We start from the raw sequence: 17494 nt of genomic DNA, 5'->3' as shown, positions 1-17494 counted from the left end.
CACGACATCTGAGGGCGACGTTACACTGCGACTCGGGTCCGTTACCAGTGAGTAAGTGCCACTGGATCAGTCAGTGTCGCGCCGTGGGCTGAGCAGGTCCGGTCGCCGAGCCGGCCCGCCGTACAGGAATGCCCCAAGAGCGTGTGCTGTCCTGGGGCACCCCTTGGCATGGGACTAACCCATACGGTGGGCCTACTCCTGGCCCGCGAAGTCGGCTGCCCGGTAGCCGATCATCATCGTGGCGAGGTTGGTGTGGGCACGTGGAATGGTCGGCATGATGGAGGCGTCGGCCACCGTCAGCTGGTCAACGCCCCTCACCCGCAGGTGTTCGTCCACGACGCTGTCACTGTCGTGGCCCATCCGGCAGGTGCCCACCGCGTGGTGGTAGGGCAGGACGTGTGCGCGACAGACGTGTGGAGCTCGGGAGACAGGCCGATGCGGCAGTGCACGTCGACACCGCGGGACAGCAGCGGGGTCAGCTTGGGCAGTACATGGACCGAGAGCAGATCGCTCGGCGCACCCAGCAGTACTGGGGCAGTGGCGCCGGGTGGAGGCAGCAGGAGTGCGTGTCAGGCCCGGCAGCGAAGGGACCGCGGCACAGACCCTGGACGCGCTGGGCAACCACCACGTCGGCTCGGTGATCCTCCTGGGACCGAATGGCGCCGGCGTCTCGGCGATCAAGGCCGGGACAGGGCGTGTGGGCCTGCTCGCCCAGACCGTCGGAGACGATCGCATCGCCCCTCTGATCTCGACGGACCAGGAAGGCGGCCAGGTGCAGCCGCTGCGAGGACCAGGCTTCACCGACATTCCGAGTGCTCTGGACCAAGGCAGCTGGAGCGAGCAACGACTGCGCCGGCGGGCGGCAGCTTGGGCGGCCGAACTGCGCGGAGCAGGCATCAACCTCGACCTGGCCCCGGTCGCCGACGTCGTCTCCTCGGACATGGGGCGGGCCAATGGCCCCATCGGTCGCCACGACCGCCAGTTCGGGTACACCGCCGAAGCCGTTTCCAGCCACAGTGCCGCGTTCATCGAGGGATTCCAGCAGGCGGGCGTGCTGACCACCCTCAAGCACTTTCCCGGCCTTGGCAGTGTCCGGGGCAACACCGACACGACTCCGCAGGTCACGGATACCGTGGTGGGCCGCGATTCCCGAGACCTCACCGTCTTTCGAGAGGGCATCGCGGCCGGCGCCCGGTTCGTCATGGTCTCCCTGGCGACGTACACCCGTATCGACCCCGCGCGCCAGGCGGTCTTCTCGCCCGTCGTCATCGAAGGTGCGCTGCGCAGGGACCTCGGATTCGACGGGGTCGTCATCTCGGACGACCTGGGGAACGCGGCCGCCGTGCAGTCCATGCCTCCGACCCAGCGCGCTCTGGCCTTCCTCCGCGCGGGCGGGGACCTCGTGCTCACCGTGAATGCCGACCACATCCCCGCGATGACCTCGGCGGTCCTCGACGCCGAACGCGATCAGCCGGCGCTCCGGGCGCACGTCGAGGCGAGCGTACGGCGGATCCTGGCAGCCAAGAGGGCGGCCGACCTCGTTCACTGCGCGCACTGAACCCGCGGCCCATGGTGGCGCCGACGGCTTCCGGCCATTCCGTCCCTTGCGGAGAACCATCGTTCTCGCTAGTGTGCCGGAAGCGGGGAACGTACGTTCTCGCGAGGTGGTGGCTCCGTCGTTCGGCCGGGGCGCCGCCGCGGAAGTGGCAGTCGCTCATGGCGTGAACCTGAGCCTGACCGAAGGAAATGACATGACACACGAACCGCGCCGTCCGTTCCCCCCGTTCACCCGTGAGTCCGCGGTGGAGAAGGTCCGGCTGGCGGAGGACGGCTGGAACTCCCGAGACCCGGAAAAGGTCGCCCTCGCCTACACGGTGGACTCTCAGTGGCGAAACCGCGCGGAGTTCGCCACCGGCTACGACGAGATCGTCTCCTTCCTCACCCGGAAGTGGAATCGGGAGCTCGACTACCGCCTCATCAAGGAGCTGTGGGCCTTCGGTGGCAGCCGCATCGCGGTGCGGTTCGCCTACGAGTACCACGACGACTCGGGCAACTGGTTTCGCGCGTACGGCAATGAGAACTGGGAATTCGGTGATGACGGGCTGATGCACCACCGTTACGCCTGCATCAACGAACTGCCCATCAAGGAGTCGGAGCGCTTGTTCCACTGGCCCCTGGGTCGTCGCCCCGATGGCCACCCGGGCTTGAGTGACCTGGGTCTGTAGAGTCTCGTCGCCGAAGTCGGCCGGCGCTGCGGGTCGACCACTCGGTGGCTGTGGCGCGGAGAATCGCCGTTGAACAGCCCTGAGAACGATGATTCTCTGCGCCCCGGCTGGGCCCTGGCGTCGTCGTCCAGGGGCACCGTAAAGCAGTCGCACGACGTGAGCCGGTCCCGCTCAGGGGCCTGTAGTTCCGCGGGGCACTCTCATGATCCTCTCGTAAGCCACTGTGCCACTCTTCCTTCACCCTCGGATTGCCCGGCACGGCATGATCGCCCTCCCGGCCGAAGACCGCTGGGTCTGCGCGGCCCGCCACTTCGCGACGGCACTGCTGATGCACTGGGGCGTCTCCGAGGACGACCGGGACTCCATCCTGTTGATCGTCGGTGAACTTGCGGCCAATGCGGCCCGGCACGGGCGCGCCGACATGACCGTCGGCCTCACGCTGGAGGAGCGGAGCGTGCGCATAGAGGTCGCCGACTGTGGAGCCGGTCCTGCTCCTGTACGTTCCCGGCGCTTCGGTACCTGTGAGGAGCACGGCCGCGGCCTGGACATCGTCGAGTGTCTGGCGGAGTGGTCCGAGACGCGCAGGGGACGAGACGGATGGCAGACCCGCGCCGGTTTCCCTCTCGCCTCCACCGACGTCGCGATGCCAGGCCGTACGGGGATGCCACGCGGTACGGGCGAGAGCGAGTCCGTCCCGGCTGCGCACGCGGTATCGTAGGAGAACGATAGTTCCCCCGGAGGATGTGACTGAAGTGGAACGCGAAGAGGCCGAGCAGCGAGTTCTTGACGCAGCCGAGGAGCTGTTCTACGGCCAGGGCATCCGGGCTGTGGGGATGGATGCGATACGGTCCGCCTCCGCCGTCCCGCTCAAGCGCCTCTACCAGCTCTTCCCCTCCAAGGACTCTCTGATCGAGGCCTACCTGCGACGGCGGGACGCGCGTTGGTTGAGTGAGCTGGCCCAGTACGTGGAGACCGCCGAATCGCCTACACAACGCATCCTGGCGGTGTTCGACTGGCTGTACGGCTGGTTCAGCGAGCCGGACTTCCGCGGCTGCGGTTTCATCAACTCGTTTGGGGAGATGGGGGCGACATCGCCCGCCGTGGCCGACATCGCAAAGGCTCACAAGCAGGCGTTCCGGCAGTACGTCGCCGACTTGGTGGCTGCTGCGGAAGCGCCCAACTGGCTCACCGACCACCTCGTTCTTCTCGCCGAGGGCGCGATGACCACGGCAGCCATCTACGGTTCCCCCGAGCCGGCCCGCCAGGCCAAAGATGCTGCGCGCACCCTGCTGCAGGCCTCTCGTGCGGGGGCCGACATCCCTGCCTGAGGCCTGTGGCCGACGAGACCTCCACGTTCGAGTCATGGCTCGTGCATGGGGCGAGCCTTCGATGTCCGAGGGGGCAGGCACGAAGGCACGAACAGGCACTGGGGACCGCAGAGTGTCGTGCCCTGCGTGGGTCCCGGCATCACCTTGACCGTCGTGGAGGCGCCGCAGGACCGTATCGAGGCCGATCTGCTCGTCGACGATCTCGACCTCGGTATCGCCTTCAGCGGCAGTCACCCGTCCGGCATCAACGCCACCCCACTGTTCGCCGAGGCCCTCATTCTCGTCGCCGCAGCCCGGCATACCGCCACCGCCGACAAGGATCCCGTACCGGTCCAGGCTCTTAGCGGGCAACAACTTGCTCTGCTCAACGGTGACTTCGCCACGCGTCGCCACGTCGACGCGTACTTCTCCAGGCATCGTGTCCGCCCGCGCATCACCGTGGAGGCCAACTCCGTGCACGCCCTTGCCGAGATCGTTCAGCGCACCCCCCTGGCCACCGTCCTGCCCCACGCCATCGCCTATGACCACGCCCGTCCCGTCTCCATCCCCCTCGACCCGCCACTGCCGACCCGCACGGTCACCCTGCTGACCCGGGCGGACGCCTACCAATCCGCAGCCGCTCGCGCCTTGACCCATCTCATCCACGGCCATGTAAGGGCCCGCGCTTACGATCCCGGCTGGGCACCTGCGTAGCCGGTTCTGTTTGATGTCTCGGTCCAAGACCGTGAAGGGGAGGAGGAACGGCTCACGGGCCTGGACGAGACAGTCGACCCCCGGATGCGAAGGGCGTGAGGGCCGACGAGGTTGCCCAGCCCTTCCGGACTCCACTCCCTGCGCCAGGTGCTTGCGCGCTTCCAGAAGCGTGCCCAGCAGGGGTGTCCTTGCTGATGTCCACGCCCTTCGGCGCGGCGTCCGGGCCAGGGCTGCACTGAGGTGACCGCGCTGCTCTTCCGCCTTCCGCCGCCTGCGCGGCACTGCCCGCCCGAGTTGCTCGTCAGGCGTCGTTGCTCAGGTGAACTCCGCCCGCGGCCGTGTCGAAGACACGCCGGTAGGCCTGCCATTGCGCGTTCGGTGCGGAGAGGTAGATCACGTACTGGGTGTCGTCCGCGGTGGCGAAGGCCAACTCGGCTGCCCGGTACTTGCGTGCTCGGCCGTCGAAGGTGAACTCCCAATACCCGGCCGGTCGTCCGCGGAAGGTCGTTGCGGCCATCCTCACTCGCTCATAGCCGGGGTTGTCACGTCGGGTCTGGTCCTCTTCCGTTTCACGCCAGTGCCGCAGCGGATCGGAGCCCGCGAACCGGACGACGTTGATCCTCAGCCCCACCAGGCCGGATGGATCAATGTAGGCGACCTCACCACCGGGCAGCGTCTTGCTCGTCCAGCCGTCCGGCACGGGCACCAGGATGCCGCTGTCCGCCTTCTTGAGGTGGTATCCGTCCGGGACCGGCGGCAGGGTGGGGCTGGCAGCCGGGGTGGAGACGGAGGGGGATCCGGCGGCATGGCGACTCGGTGTGCCGGCAGGGTCCTTGAGCCACCACAGTGCCCCGCCTGCCACGGAGGTGACGAGTGCCGCCGCCACGGCCGATCGCAATACTGCGCGACGGCGGTTGCCGCCGGCCTTTGGTTCGGCAGGCATGAGGTCGCCGATACGGGCGGGCCGCGTGGGGGAGTCGACGGGAGCGGTTCGGGTACCGGTGATCACATCATCCAGGCGGCGTTCGACCTCGTGTACGTCCAAGCGCTCGTCCGGGTCTTTGACGAGCAGGCCCTCGATCACCGGGGCCAGGTCCCCAGCATTGCGCAGCGGTTCGTACGGTTCGGTGGCGATGGCGTAGGCGATCTCGATCGGGGTGTCACGCAGGAACGGGTGCCGTCCCTCGACCGCCTGGTAGAGCATCGCGCCGACGGACCACAGGTCACTGGCTGGTCCTGGCCCGGTATTTCCGCTTTTGAGGCGTTCGGGCGCAAGGTAACGGATGCTACCGATCAACTCACCGGACTTTGTCAGTGAGGACGTTCCCGACTCAAGGGCGATCCCGAAGTCGGTGAGGACGATCCGCCCGTCGTCGCCCAGCAGAACGTTGGCGGGTTTGACGTCCCGATGCAGCACCCCGGAGTCGTGGGCGGCGCGCAAGGCGGCTGCCACGGCACGGCCGATCCGGGCGGCTTCCTCGGGTGGCAGCGCACCCCGACGCTTGAGAACGTCACCCAGCGTGAGTGACGGTATGTACTCCATGACGATGCAGGGCAGGCCCTCGTCATCGACGACGTCGTGCACCACGATCACGTTGGGGTGGGCGATTCGGGCGGCACTGCGGGCCTCGCGCCGGGTGCGTTCGTGGAGCGTCTGGACCTGGTCGTCGTGCAAGTGCGGCGGGACGCGCAGCTTCTTCACGGCGACATGACGGCCGAGCACCTGGTCCTCGGCACGCCACACGGTGCCCATGCCACCGCTACCCACCCGCTCCACGAGCAGGTACCGGCCGGCGACGAGCCGCCCAAGATCGGACACCGGGTCTCCTTCTATGCTTCCCATTCGCGAATGGGACAGGTCGGCGAAGCACGATAACCCATTCGACTCAATCGCGCAGGGCCCGAAACGCCTTCCTTGTTGCGGGTGCCGACAGCTGGCTGCAGTCACCGGTGACTCGCGGGAGCAGACCACTTCCATTTCATCCGGAAATCGGTCGATACGTGGTACTGGCAGCAACCAGAGGCTCGCACCGGCTTGTGTAGGTGACTCACCTGATGGCGCGTCAGGGGTTGTTTGACCGGACCACCATTCCAACGAGTGGAGTGAGAACTGGCAGGACTCCTGCCCGGGCCCCTCGGGTGCGCAGTGCCAGTATTCCGGTATTCCGGACTGCCTGGTGTACCAAGAGCCGACCCCAGCCGTGCCGACCACCGCTCAGGAGTACGGCCAGTTACTTGCCTTGACGGTCGCTGTGTTGGAAGCCCGACGCCGGGCCCTATTCGTAATTGGTGTGAGTACTATCCAGTAACGCAATGGCAGGTGATTCCGGCAGGGAGGGCCAACGTGGCTGACATTCAGGACGACATCGCCAATCTCAAGCCGCTGTATGCGGCGCGGTTGGCGGAGGACTTGGAGCGCAACGCTCTGGAGCAGGAGCGGTTGGTCAGTGAGGTGGCTGCTCTGCAGGAGCGGTTAGAGACCTTGAGGGGTAACCAGGTCCTGTTGGTCAATATGCAGCAGGCGCTTGGTGAAGTGGAGGGATCCGGCGGGACGTTGTCGCAGGCCAGCCCCTCGGAGGTGGATCGGATCGAGCAGTCAACGTCCGAGCGGGCGGTGTCCTCGGCGGTATCTGCCGTCGTCGCTCCGGGTGGGAGGAGTACTCCGACTCTGCGTGATCTCGTGGTTGGGTATCTCAGTGAGCAGGGGCGGCCCTGTTCGGCTCTTGTTGTCACTGATGCTTTGAGTGATGCGTATCGGGATCGGGGTATCAAGATCACGGTTGTGCGCAGCACGCTTGAGGCGATGGTGGCCAAGGGGCAGGTCCGGCGCAGGAAGCAGGGCAAGTCTGTGTTCTATACCGCGGTTGCCGCTACGGCGACGGACAAGGACCTTGTCGCCACCTGATCGTGCCCGCCGTGTGGCGTGGGGCCCGACCGTAGTAGGGAAGACCCTGGTGCATGGGCGTCGATGCACTGCACCTGACGCTTTGCCATACAACCCTGCATCGCGCCGTGGGATCTGACTGACGGTGCGCGGCGCCAGCTGCCATGCGTGGCGCGTAAGCACGCACCGCCGTCTTCGGCGTGGCTGCCACTCAGTTGCGAAGTGACTGCCCTCGCACGTCCAGACAGTTCTCTGCACGGTGAAGCCCTCGCGGATTCCGTTGCGCCGAATTGCAGCCGTTGCGGCAGGTGCCGCGGGTTCACCTGGACGCCACCGAGCACGACGCAGCCTCAACTGGCCCTGCGCATTGCGGAGTTCTTACCGGCGTGACGCCGGAAGAGTTCACCCTGTACTGCAACCGTTGCTCGTGTCCGTGCCCGATCGATGGGTGACGCGTTGGTGTGCCGATCAACGCCGTGACGCACTGGGGTCGTTCGCGGTGCCGTTCCTGGCCCGCGAGGCAGTACGCGGGGATCACCGGGCAGATCGAGAACTACCAGGTCGCCGTGTTCCGCGCGTACGCCACCGACACCGGGCGGGCATTGATCGACGGTGAGCTGAACCTGCCCGGTGACCAAACCTGAGCTCGCCCCGGTCGACGAGACCGTGCACACCCAGGCCAAGGGACCGCGCTCCTACGACCGGGCGCCGGCCGAAGTAACCTGGCCCGGCGGCGCCGAGAACGGCCCGAGCCACGGCTACGTCCATCTCCTGCTCGTGCGCCGCTCGATCACCGACCCCACCCAGATCACCTACTTCGCCGTGCACGGCAAGGCCGGCACCCCGATCGGCGAGCTCGTCCGCGTGATGGGCTTGCGCCGGAGCATCGAGGACTGTTTCGAGACCGCGCAGTCCGACTGCGGCCTGGACCACTACGAGGTCCGCACCTGGGACGCCTGGCACCGCCACATCACCCTGTCCATGGCCGCCCTCGCCTTCCTGACCCTCACCGCCACCCGCACCCGCAACTTCGAAGATGGCTGTAGTACTGGGAACGCTCCGCTCCGACTCCCTTGCTGTCCGGCACATCATCAGCGGGAGCGGCACGCGGATTCGGTGGAGGTGGAGTCTCACACCGCGGCCTGCTCCGGCGGGTTGAATCGGGCCGGTTGTTGTGCCGCGGTGCACGGTGCCGTTGGCGTGAGCGCCTGTTGGCACCGTGCATCGTGTGTGGCGTCGGGTCAGGCGGGGGTGATGTTCTCCGCCTGGGGGCCCTTCTGGCCCTGGGTGATGTCGAAGGTGACGGCCTGGCCTTCCTGGAGCTCGCGGAAGCCGCTGGCGTTGATGTTGGAGTAGTGCGCGAAGACGTCGGGGCCGCCTCCGTCCTGCGCGATGAAGCCGAAGCCCTTTTCGGCGTTGAACCACTTGACGGTACCGCTGGCCATGTCTGTGCCTTCCAATCGATGGCGGGTCCGCACCGCGCGGACCCGGAGGTGGTCGTCCTGGTCCTCGGGCACTGCACAGCAAAACGCCCGCGCAGTAGCGCGGGCAGGTACTGCGAACCACGACATCTGAGGGTGACGTTACACTGCGACTCTGCTCTGTCACCAGTGAGTAGGCATCATCGGACCAGGCAGTGTCGCGATTTGCGGTGAGCCGTGCGGCACGGACAGCGGACAGTCCCCGGGCTGCTGCTGGTGGGACGAGAGCGGCTGGAAGAGGGGGACGCTGCCGATCGACCGCGGTCCGTGTGTCCCGATCGCTCCCACCTGCTCGTCAGGCATTGCCCCTGCGGTACCGGCCCGGTGCCACCCCGTACTCCCGCTTGAACGCCTTGGCGAAGGCGAACTCCGAGGTGTAGCCGGTGCGTTCGGCGACCTGGCGGAGCGAGAGGTCGTCGTGGCGCAGGAGCCGGCCGGCCGTGGTCATGCGCCACCACGTCAGGTACGTCAGCGGCGGCTCGCCCACCATGGCGGTGAACCGGCGGGCGAAGGCCGCGCGGGACAGGCCGCCGGTGGCACCGAGCTCCTCCACCGTCCACGGGTGTGTAGGGTCGCTGTGGATCGCGCGCAGCGCCGCCGAGACCGCCGGGTCGGCCAGGGCGGCCGCCCAGCCCCGCGGGCGCCCGGCCTCGCGCTCGCTCTGCCACCAGGCACGCAGGATGTAGAGCAGCAGGGTGTCGAGGAGCGAGGTGACGATCGCGTCCGCACCCGGCTGGTTCTCCTCCAGTTCCATGCCCAGCAGCTCCACCGCGGCGCGCAGCGAGCGGTGCGTGCCGACCCGTGCGGGAAGATGCACGACCTCGGGCAGTTCGGCCAGCAGACGGCCGGCGCGGGACCGGTCGAGCCGGTAGGTGCCGCACAGTGTGACGGTGTCGGGGCAGCCCGAGGACGGTCCGGCGGCCGGTCCGCTCGGCGGTGACTCGCTCCAGCTGCCGTCCGGCAGGAGCCGTACCTCCCGCAGTGGTACGTCGAGACCGCTGGCCAGCGAGTGCCCGTGCCCGTGCGCCAGGAACACCACGTCGCCCGGTGCCAGGGCCACCGGCTCGCCCTCTGCCGGGATCAGCCAGGCCGACCCGCGCAGCACCACATGGAACCCGGCCTCGTCCGCCGCGGCGAACCGCAGACCCCAGGGCGCGTACTTGTCCCTGCGCGCGGAGTGCGGTCGGCCGGTGCGCATCGCGGCGACGACGTCGCTGAGCACGTCCATGCTCCCACCGTAGCGCTGGAGTCCGAGATGGAAGACGTACGGACATGAAATCGAGCTCGATGGACATGGATCGTCCTCGGCCCACTGCGTAGCGTCGACGGCATGTCAACTTCCGCACGTGCAGTGCTCTTTCATGAACTCGGCGGCCCCGACGTCCTGACCGTCGAGGAGGTCGAACTGGCCGTGCCCGGACCCGGCGAGGTGCTCGTCAGGGTCGAGGCGGTCGGACTCAACCGCGCCGAGGCGCTCTTCCGCTCGGGCGGCTACTACTACCAGCCGACCCTGCCGGGCTCGCGCAACGGCTACGAGGCCGCGGGCGAGGTCGAGGAGGTGGGGGAGGGCGTGACGGCGTTCGCGCCGGGAGACCCCGTCATCGCCGCTGCCAACTTCGAACTCAGCGCCCACGGGGTGTACGGCGACCGGGTCGTCCTGCCCGTGAGCGCGCTCGTCCCGCGCCCGGCCGGGACCGACGCCGTCACCGCGGCCGCCGTCTGGCTGACCTACACGACGGCCTACGGCGCCCTGGTGGAACGGGCGGGGCTGGTCCCCGGCCACCGGGTGCTGATCACCGGCGCGTCCAGCGGTGTGGGCACGGCCGCGATCCAGGTCGTCCGCCGGGCCGGTGCCGTACCGATCGTCACCACCCGCACGGCGGACAAACGGCGGCGGCTGCTCGACCTCGGCGCCGAGCATGTCATCGTCAGCGGGGAGGAGGACGTGGTCGAGGAGACGAAGCGGCTGACCGGCGGGGACGGTGTGCACATCGTCCTCGACGCGATCGGTGGCTCCGGCTTCGCCGAGCTGGGCGGGGCGACCGTCCAGGACGGCACCCTGGTCAGCTACGGCTGGCTGGACGAGCAGCCCATCCTGCTCCCCAGGCAGTGGCCACTCACCGTGCACGGGTACGCCAATGTCGTACTCACGGGGAATCCGGAGGGCCGGCGCCGGGCCTCCCACTACCTCGCCTCCGGACTCGCCGACGGCGCCCTCAGCCCTGTCGTGGCGGAGGTCTTCGACGGCCTGGACCGCGTCCGGGACGCGCACCGCCTGATGGAGTCCGGCCGGCACACAGGCAAGATCGTCGTACGGGTCTGACGGCACCCCCCGGTTGCCGACGGCGATGCTGGAGGTCGAGGAGCGCGCCGTGAACGGGCAGCGGCAGCTCCTGGACGTCGGCGAAGACGGTCCCGCGCCGCGTCGGCTCCTGCCAGGGTGTGCTCAGGAATACGACACCGGATGGGCGCCCTATCCCGCCCGCGCATGCTGACGAGCGCGCCATGCTGGAGGCGTGGCTGGACTTTCACCGTGCGACTCTCGCTCTCAAATGCACGGGCCTGGAAGACGTTCAATTACGGCTTGCCGCGGCGTCGCCGTCGTCGATGACACTGCTTGGTCTCGTCCAGCACATGGCTGAGGTCGAACGCAACTGGTTCCAGCGTGTCTTCGCCGGCCAGGACGTGCCGGCGGTCTTCGGGCAGAGCAATCCCGATGGATTCGCCCTTGAGTCGGGCCGTGGCCTCGACGAGGCGATGGCTGCCTGGCAAGCGGAGGTTGCTCGCGGCCGCGAGCTGATTGCCGAAGCGTCGCTCGACCACTCCTGCAGCTTGTTCGAACAGGAAGCGGGTCACGTGGGGGATCAGGGAGTCTCCCTGCGCTGGATCATGGTGCACATGATCGAGGAATACGCACGTCACAACGGTCATGCCGATCTCATCCGCGAGCAGATCGACGGAGTCACCGGAGCGTGAGCCGCGTCGCATCGGAGTGAGCCAGGCTTGCTATGCAACGAGTTGCATAGAAGGATCAGCGGCATGGCGCTCGAACACGCGATTTTGGTGTCGCTCTTGGAGAAACCTGGTTCCGGCTATGAGCTGGCCCGGCGTTTCGAGCGGTCCATCGGCTACTTCTGGACCGCGACCCACCAGCAGATCTATCGCGTGCTCAAGCGCATGGACAACGACGGTTGGGTCGAGGTCCGGGACGTCCCGCAGCAGGGCCGGCCGGACAAGAAGGAGTACTCCGTCGCCGACCTCGGCCGGGCCGCGCTGTCGTCCTGGTTGCACGATCCGATCGAGCCGGAGAGCGTCCGCCACGACCTGGCCGTCAAGATCCGGGGCGCCGCCTTCGACGACCCGGCCGCCCTGATCCGCGAGGTGGAGCGACACCGGCAGGTGCACCGGGGCCGGCTGGCGCACTATCTCGCCGGAGAGGCAAGGGACTTCACGGTGCCCGAAGCGAGCACGGCCGGTCCGCAGGCACCGCTCGACGCCGAGCGGGAGCTCCAGCACGTCGTACTGCGCGGGGGCATCGCCTACGAGCGCATGATGATCGACTGGCTGGACGACGTGCTGGCCACGCTGTCCCGGTTCGGTCCAGGCCGCTGACCCGCGCCGCCCCCGGCCGATCCTCCCGATCCGGCCCGCCCAGTCGTCAGACGTCCCGATTCCCACCCGTCCACCAGCCGAAAGGTGACAGCCCCATGGCCGACCAGCCGCTGTTCAACCCGCGCACCTATGACCCCGCGCACTTCGACCCCGAGACGCGCCGCTTGCTGCGTGCCACCGTCGACTGGTTCGAGGAGCGCGGGAAGAAGCAGCTGATCGACGACTACCGGACCCGCGCGTGGCTCGGCGACTTCCTCGCCTTCGCGGCGAAGGAGAACCTGTTCGCCACGTTCCTGACTCCGTCGTCCGCCGCGGGAGCGGGGGAACCGGACAAGCGGTGGGACACCGCCCGGATCGCCGCGCTCAACGAGATACTGGGCTTCTACGGCCTCGACTACTGGTACGCCTGGCAGGTCACGATCCTCGGCCTCGGTCCGGTCTGGCAGAGCGACAACGCCGCCGCCCGCGCCCGCGCCGCGGAACTCCTCGCCCAAGGTGAGGTGTTCGCGTTCGGCCTGTCCGAAAAGACGCACGGCGCCGACATCTACTCCACCGACATGCTGCTGGAGCCCGACGGCAACGGCGGCTTCCGCGCCACGGGCTCCAAGTACTACATCGGCAACGGAAACGCCGCCGGACTCGTCTCCGTCTTCGGCCGCCGTACCGACGTCGAGGGCCCCGACGGCTACGTATTCTTCGCCGCCGACAGCCGTCACCCGGCCTATCACCTGGTCAAGAACGTCGTCGACTCTTCGAAGTTCGTCAGCGAGTTCCGCCTGGAGGACTATCCCGTAACGGCCGAGGATGTCCTGCACACCGGCCGCGCCGCCTTCGATGCCGCCCTCAACACCGTCAACATCGGCAAGTTCAACCTGTGCACCGCCTCGATCGGCATCTGCGAGCACGCGATGTACGAGGCCGTCACCCACGCCCACAACCGCATCCTCTACGGCCGTCCCGTCACCAGCTTCCCGCACGTGCGGCGCGAGTTGACCGACGCGTACGTCAGGCTCGTCGGCATGAAGTCCTTCAGCGAGCGCGCCGTCGACTACTTCCGTTCCGCCGGCCCGGACGACCGCCGCTACCTGCTCTTCAACCCGATGACGAAGATGAAGGTGACGACGGAGGGCGAGAAGGTCATCGACCTGATGTGGGACGTCATCGCCGCCAAGGGTTTCGAGAAGGACAACTACTTCGGTCAGGCCGCCGTGGAGATCCGCGGTCTGCCGAAGCTGGAGGGCACGGTCCACGTCAACCTGGCCCTGATCCTGAAGTTCATGCGCAGCCACCTCCTCGACCCGACCGAGTACCCCGGCGTGCCGACACGTCTCGACGCGGCCGACGACGACTTCCTGTTCCGGCAGGGGCCGGCCCGCGGCCTCGGCTCGGTGCGCTTCCACGACTGGCGACCCGCCTTCGACTCGTACGCGCACCTGCCCAACGTGGCCCGCTTCCGCGAACAGGCGGATGCGCTCTGCGAGTTCGTGGCCACGGCCGCCCCCGACGCTGACCAGAGCCGCGACCTCGACCTCGTCCTCGCGGTCGGGCAGCTCTTCGCCCTCGTCGTGCACGGGCAACTCGTCCTGGAGCAGGCCGCCCTGAACGGACTCGACGAGGACGTGCTCGACGAACTCTTCGCCGTCCTCGTACGGGACTTCACCGCACACGCCGTCGAGCTGCACGGCAAGGATTCTGCGACCGAGCAGCAGCAGGAATGGGCGCTGAGTGCGATCCGGCGGCCGGTCGTCGACGAGGCACGTACGGAGCGGGTCTGGGAGCGGGTCGAGGCGCTGTCCGGCGCGTACGAGATGGCTCCGTAGGCGCGTCCACGCATCACCGGTGGGGCGGGCCCCCCCGGGGGGGCCGCCCCGGGGGGCGGGGGTGGGGGGGGGGGGGGGGCGGGGCGCTCCCGTCTGGTCCCCTTGCGCCCCCCCCCCACCCCGGGGGCCCCCCCCCCGCGGGGCCCCCCCCACCGGTGGGTCAGGGTTCGGCTCTGGGTCGACTCCCGTCGGTTATGTGGGCACCCCGACGTCACGCCGCCGGCGAGGCTGGAGTTGCCGCAGCCCGGCTTCGGAGGTCAGCCGGGATGGGTGGGCCGGGCCCTCGGCCGAGGCACCGGCGGGGTGGACTTGTACAACCGGCCTTCGACACCGCACTGTTGGCCGGTAGTCGTCCACAGGATCAGGAGTCCCGGCTTGTCCTCCCACACCCCCGCGCCCGCCCACGTCGTCGACCCCGCCGGCGGCTGTCCGCACGCCCTGAACGCCGACCTGCGGGCCCGGGGGCCCGTCGCGGACATCGTCCTGCCCGGCGGGGTACCCGCGGCGGTCGTCCTGGGGCACGACACGCTCAAGGAGTTCCTCTCCCACCCCGACGTGGCCAAGGACGCCCGCCACTGCCCGGCCCTGAACGACGGCACGATCCCAGCGGACTGGCCGCTGCGGGTCTTCGCCAATGCCCAGGGCATGCACACTGCCGACGGCGCCGACCACCGCCGGCTGCGCTCCCTCGTCGGCAACGCCTTCACCGCCCGCCAGGTGGAGCGGCTGCGGCCGCGCATCGAGGAACTCACCGCCGGCCTCCTCGACGACCTCGGCCGGGCCGCCGACGAGGACCCGGACGGTATCGCGGACCTGCGCACGCACTTCGCTCTCCCGCTCCCGCTGAGCGTCATCTGCGAGCTGCTCGGTGTGGACGACGAGCACCGCGGCCGACTGCACGACCTCACCTACACGGTGATCATCGCCACCGACACCACTCCGGCCGAGGTGATGGCCGCCGTACGCGAGCTCGTCGAGCTGCTCGGTACGATCGCGGCCGCCCGCCGGGCCGCCCCCGGCGACGACCTGACCAGCGCCCTGATAGCGGCCCGCGAGGACGGCGGCGACCGGCTCAGCGAGGCCGAACTCATCGGCACGATGCGCCTGATGCTGGTCGCCGGCCATGAGACCACCCTCAACCTGATCAGCAATGCCGTCCGGGCGCTGTGCACCCACCGCGACCAGCTGGCGCTGGTCCTGGAGGGCAAGGCCACCTGGTCGGACGTGGTGGACGAGACGCTGCGCTGGGACGGCCCGGTCAGCTGGTTCCCCTTCCGCTATCCCACCCGCGACCTGGCCCTCGGCGGCACCGTGATCCCGCAGGGCACCCCGGTCCTCGCCGGCTACACCGCCGCCGGGCGCGACGAGGCCTTCCACGGCCCGGACGCCGACCGCTTCGACGTCACCCGATCCGGCGCGTCTCGGCACCTCTCCTTCGGCCAGGGCGCGCACTACTGCGTGGGCGCCCCACTCGCCCGCCTGGAAGCCACGATCGCGCTGGAACGGCTCTTCACCCGTTTCCCGGACCTCGACCTCGCCGTCCCCGAGGCCGAACTGCCCCGTCAGCGCAGCTTCATCGGCAACAGCGTCGAAGCGCTCCCGGTCCGCCCGGTACGGCGCTGAGACGCATTGGCTGCTCAGGGAGTCTCTGTTCGCGGCGCCCCGCAGGCGGCAGCGCCTCGGTGTTTGCCGTCGCACTCTCTCCTCTACCCCCGCTTTCACCGATCCTGCCCGCGCACCCACCCCACCGGATGGCGCCGTCCAGCCCCTACCCAGGGCCATGTGGTCCGACATGCGTTCCCAGAAGGTCCTGGCAGGGCGGCGCAGCCTGCACGTTCATCGCGTTCGGCCGTACGCCCACCCGCACCGGCCCGGCAGGACATCCCGTCGGGCGGCTGCTCGACGACGGCGGTGTGTGGCAGGATGCGAGCGACGGTGCGGAGGAACTCCGGTGCGGGCCCGATGGCCCAATTCCGGGGCGGGCCCGCCACTGTGACCGGGGAGCTGCCTCCCGCAGATGGCCACTGGCAGCCGGTGCGAGCCGGCCGCTGGGAAGGCCGGGAGTCGGCGCCGGTACCCGTGCTGTACGAGCCGGGTGCCGAGATCCGGGAGCCAGGATATTCCGGCCGTCCCGTAGCCAGGCACTACCCGCCCGGGCGCGGCCCGTTCACGGTGGCGTGGAGAACCGCCGACATGGGAAGGACTTCCCTCATGGTGCCCTCGTCCGGCTCCGATCCAACCCCTCGGCCTGCCGCCGACCCCGCCGTCGGCCTGCGGCTGGAGCGCACCCTGGCCGCCATCGCTCCCGCGGACGCCGGCGCCGGCGCCGCGGCCCGTGACCGCCAGAACCACCTGACAAAACCGCCCGGCTCGCTGGGTCTGCTGGAGGACGTGTCGGTCCGGCTCGCGGGTCTGGCGGGCAGCTGCCCGCCGCCGATGCCGGAGCCGGCCGCGGTGGCCGTCTTCGCGGCCGACCACGGTGTCCATGCCCAGGGCGTCAGCGTCTGGCCGCAGGAGGTGACGACTCAGATGGTCGCCAACTTCCTGGCCTCCGGCGCCGCGGTGAACGCCCTGGCCGCTCAGACCGGAGCCAGGGTGGTCGTGGTGGACGTGGGCGTAGCGACTCCGGTGCCAGGCTCGGACACGACTCCGGGCATGCTGCTGCGACACCGGGTCCGGGCGGGAACCGCGGACATGACCCGCGCTCCGGCCATGACACGTCAGGAGGCCGTCCAGGCCATCGAAGTGGGCATCGGCGTCGCCGCGGAACTCGTCGACAACGGCTCCCGCTGCCTGCTCACCGGCGATATGGGCATCGCCAATACCACCGCGTCCGCGGCGCTGATCGCCGCGTTCACCGGTGCGGACCCGGACGACGTGACCGGTCACGGAGCGGGAGTCGACGACACGACCCGACGGCACAAGGTGGGGGTGGTACGTAAGGCTCTGGAGCTGCACCGCCCGGACCGGCATGACCCGATCGGGACGGTGGCGGCGGTCGGCGGCCTGGAACACGCCGCGATCGCCGGGTTCGTGCTGGGCGCCGCCGCGCACCGGGTCCCGGTGATCCTGGACGGGGTGATCGCCTCGTCGGCGGCTCTGGTTGCGGCCGGGCTGTCCCCGGATGCCCTGGCCGCCTGTGTGGCCGGACACCGCTCGGTCGAGCCCGGGCACACCATCGCCCTGCGGCACCTCGGCCTGCATCCCCTGGTCGACCTGGGGCTACGGCTCGGTGAGGGCACCGGTGCCCTGTTGGCTCTGCCGCTCGTCCAGGCGGCGGTGCGTGCCTTGCGCGACATGGCCACATTCGACTCCGCCGAGGTCTCGGACAAGCACCGCTGAATCAGCCTGCCGGACTCGGGCGCCGCCTGGGCACCGTCCGGCCGGCCTGTTCTGCCGGGTGGTGCGGTCAACCGATCTGGGCGCCCGCACCACCCACGCGAAGTTCACC

General features: G+C 69.1%; 17 protein-coding genes and 1 riboswitch. Of the genes, 13 read left to right on the top strand and 4 right to left on the bottom strand.

Going from position 1 to position 17494, the window contains the following annotated elements; translation table 11 throughout:
- Positions 1–192: 192 nt before the first annotated feature.
- Complete coding sequence (locus ACWGKT_RS13370; RefSeq protein WP_453273673.1) at positions 193–621, bottom strand: GMC oxidoreductase; 429 nt, start codon at positions 619–621, stop codon at positions 193–195.
- Between ACWGKT_RS13370 and ACWGKT_RS13365 the strand changes: the two genes are divergently transcribed.
- The 5 genes from ACWGKT_RS13365 to ACWGKT_RS13345 all read left to right on the top strand — a co-directional run bounded on the left by ACWGKT_RS13365 (position 563) and on the right by ACWGKT_RS13345 (position 4246).
- Positions 563–1558 (top strand): glycoside hydrolase family 3 N-terminal domain-containing protein, encoded by a 996-nt coding sequence (locus tag ACWGKT_RS13365; protein ID WP_453273672.1) that lies wholly within the window; start codon positions 563–565, stop codon positions 1556–1558. The genes ACWGKT_RS13370 and ACWGKT_RS13365 overlap by 59 nt on opposite strands.
- 193 nt (positions 1559–1751) lie before the next feature.
- Positions 1752–2225 carry a nuclear transport factor 2 family protein gene (locus ACWGKT_RS13360; protein WP_356158659.1) on the top strand — a complete coding sequence of 158 codons (474 nt, stop codon included), beginning with the start codon at positions 1752–1754 and terminating at the stop codon, positions 2223–2225.
- A 262-nt stretch (positions 2226–2487) separates the two neighbouring features.
- Positions 2488–2943: an ATP-binding protein gene (locus tag ACWGKT_RS13355; RefSeq protein ID WP_453273671.1), complete on the top strand. Its 456-nt coding sequence runs from the start codon at positions 2488–2490 to the stop codon at positions 2941–2943.
- Between the two features lie 34 nt (positions 2944–2977).
- Complete coding sequence (locus ACWGKT_RS13350; RefSeq protein WP_453273670.1) at positions 2978–3553, top strand: TetR/AcrR family transcriptional regulator; 576 nt, start codon at positions 2978–2980, stop codon at positions 3551–3553.
- A gap of 126 nt (positions 3554–3679) precedes the next feature.
- Positions 3680–4246, top strand: coding sequence for a LysR substrate-binding domain-containing protein (locus ACWGKT_RS13345; RefSeq protein WP_453273669.1), 567 nt, complete (start codon positions 3680–3682; stop codon positions 4244–4246).
- Between the two features lie 301 nt (positions 4247–4547).
- Here ACWGKT_RS13345 and ACWGKT_RS13340 read toward each other — a convergent pair whose 3' ends face one another.
- Positions 4548–6065: a serine/threonine-protein kinase gene (locus ACWGKT_RS13340; RefSeq protein ID WP_453273668.1), complete on the bottom strand. Its 1518-nt coding sequence runs from the start codon at positions 6063–6065 to the stop codon at positions 4548–4550.
- Between the two features lie 525 nt (positions 6066–6590).
- Here ACWGKT_RS13340 and ACWGKT_RS13335 point away from each other — a divergent pair.
- Both ACWGKT_RS13335 and ACWGKT_RS13330 read left to right on the top strand, forming a co-directional pair.
- Entirely contained in the window at positions 6591–7151 is a 561-nt protein-coding gene (locus tag ACWGKT_RS13335) for a hypothetical protein (protein ID WP_453273667.1), read from the top strand.
- 440 nt (positions 7152–7591) lie between these two features.
- A complete protein-coding gene (locus ACWGKT_RS13330) occupies positions 7592–7774 on the top strand; it encodes a hypothetical protein (protein ID WP_453273666.1) in 183 nt (60 codons plus the stop codon).
- 597 nt (positions 7775–8371) lie between these two features.
- Here ACWGKT_RS13330 and ACWGKT_RS13325 read toward each other — a convergent pair.
- The gene (locus ACWGKT_RS13325) at positions 8372–8575 is read right to left on the bottom strand and encodes a cold-shock protein (protein ID WP_037751662.1); all 204 of its coding nucleotides are present in this window, start codon (positions 8573–8575) and stop codon (positions 8372–8374) included.
- Positions 8576–8906: 331 nt separating this feature from the next.
- On the bottom strand, positions 8907–9839 hold the full coding sequence (locus tag ACWGKT_RS13320; protein ID WP_453273665.1) for an AraC family transcriptional regulator: 933 nt from the start codon (positions 9837–9839) through the stop codon (positions 8907–8909).
- Between the two features lie 102 nt (positions 9840–9941).
- Between ACWGKT_RS13320 and ACWGKT_RS13315 the strand changes: the two genes are divergently transcribed.
- The 6 genes from ACWGKT_RS13315 to cobT all read left to right on the top strand — a co-directional run bounded on the left by ACWGKT_RS13315 (position 9942) and on the right by cobT (position 17385).
- Positions 9942–10934 (top strand): zinc-dependent alcohol dehydrogenase family protein, encoded by a 993-nt coding sequence (locus tag ACWGKT_RS13315; RefSeq protein ID WP_453273664.1) that lies wholly within the window; start codon positions 9942–9944, stop codon positions 10932–10934.
- A 182-nt stretch (positions 10935–11116) separates the two neighbouring features.
- Positions 11117–11587, top strand: a complete 471-nt coding sequence (locus ACWGKT_RS13310; RefSeq protein ID WP_453273663.1) for a DinB family protein — start codon at positions 11117–11119, stop codon at positions 11585–11587.
- Positions 11588–11650: 63 nt separating this feature from the next.
- Positions 11651–12223 (top strand): PadR family transcriptional regulator, encoded by a 573-nt coding sequence (locus ACWGKT_RS13305; protein ID WP_356151083.1) that lies wholly within the window; start codon positions 11651–11653, stop codon positions 12221–12223.
- Between the two features lie 95 nt (positions 12224–12318).
- Entirely contained in the window at positions 12319–14043 is a 1725-nt protein-coding gene (locus ACWGKT_RS13300; RefSeq protein WP_453273662.1) for an acyl-CoA dehydrogenase family protein, read from the top strand.
- A gap of 375 nt (positions 14044–14418) precedes the next feature.
- Entirely contained in the window at positions 14419–15666 is a 1248-nt protein-coding gene (locus ACWGKT_RS13295; protein WP_356151079.1) for a cytochrome P450 family protein, read from the top strand.
- Positions 15667–15984: 318 nt separating this feature from the next.
- Positions 15985–16165, top strand: a riboswitch (cobalamin riboswitch).
- A 71-nt stretch (positions 16166–16236) separates the two neighbouring features.
- Entirely contained in the window at positions 16237–17385 is a 1149-nt protein-coding gene (cobT, locus tag ACWGKT_RS13290) for a nicotinate-nucleotide--dimethylbenzimidazole phosphoribosyltransferase (RefSeq protein WP_453273661.1), read from the top strand.
- The last annotated feature ends 109 nt before the right edge of the window (positions 17386–17494 follow it).

The sequence above is a fragment of the Streptomyces sp. NPDC054794 genome (genome assembly GCF_053611585.1).
The sequence above is the reverse complement of the archived record's forward strand: the minus strand, read 5'-3'. Positions and strand labels throughout refer to the sequence as shown.

Bases quoted from the DNA above. Each gene is read 5' to 3' on its own strand.
- ACWGKT_RS13360 (WP_356158659.1), top strand. From the start codon at position 1,752: ATGACACACGAACCGCGCCGTCCGTTCCCCCCGTTCACCCGTGAGTCC.
- ACWGKT_RS13355 (WP_453273671.1), top strand. From the start codon at position 2,488: ATGATCGCCCTCCCGGCCGAAGACCGCTGGGTCTGCGCGGCCCGCCAC.
- ACWGKT_RS13325 (WP_037751662.1), bottom strand. From the start codon at position 8,575: ATGGCCAGCGGTACCGTCAAGTGGTTCAACGCCGAAAAGGGCTTCGGC.
- ACWGKT_RS13320 (WP_453273665.1), bottom strand. From the start codon at position 9,839: ATGGACGTGCTCAGCGACGTCGTCGCCGCGATGCGCACCGGCCGACCG.
- ACWGKT_RS13315 (WP_453273664.1), top strand. From the start codon at position 9,942: ATGTCAACTTCCGCACGTGCAGTGCTCTTTCATGAACTCGGCGGCCCC.
- ACWGKT_RS13310 (WP_453273663.1), top strand. From the start codon at position 11,117: ATGCTGGAGGCGTGGCTGGACTTTCACCGTGCGACTCTCGCTCTCAAA.
- ACWGKT_RS13305 (WP_356151083.1), top strand. From the start codon at position 11,651: ATGGCGCTCGAACACGCGATTTTGGTGTCGCTCTTGGAGAAACCTGGT.
- ACWGKT_RS13300 (WP_453273662.1), top strand. From the start codon at position 12,319: ATGGCCGACCAGCCGCTGTTCAACCCGCGCACCTATGACCCCGCGCAC.
- cobT (WP_453273661.1), top strand. From the start codon at position 16,237: ATGGGAAGGACTTCCCTCATGGTGCCCTCGTCCGGCTCCGATCCAACC.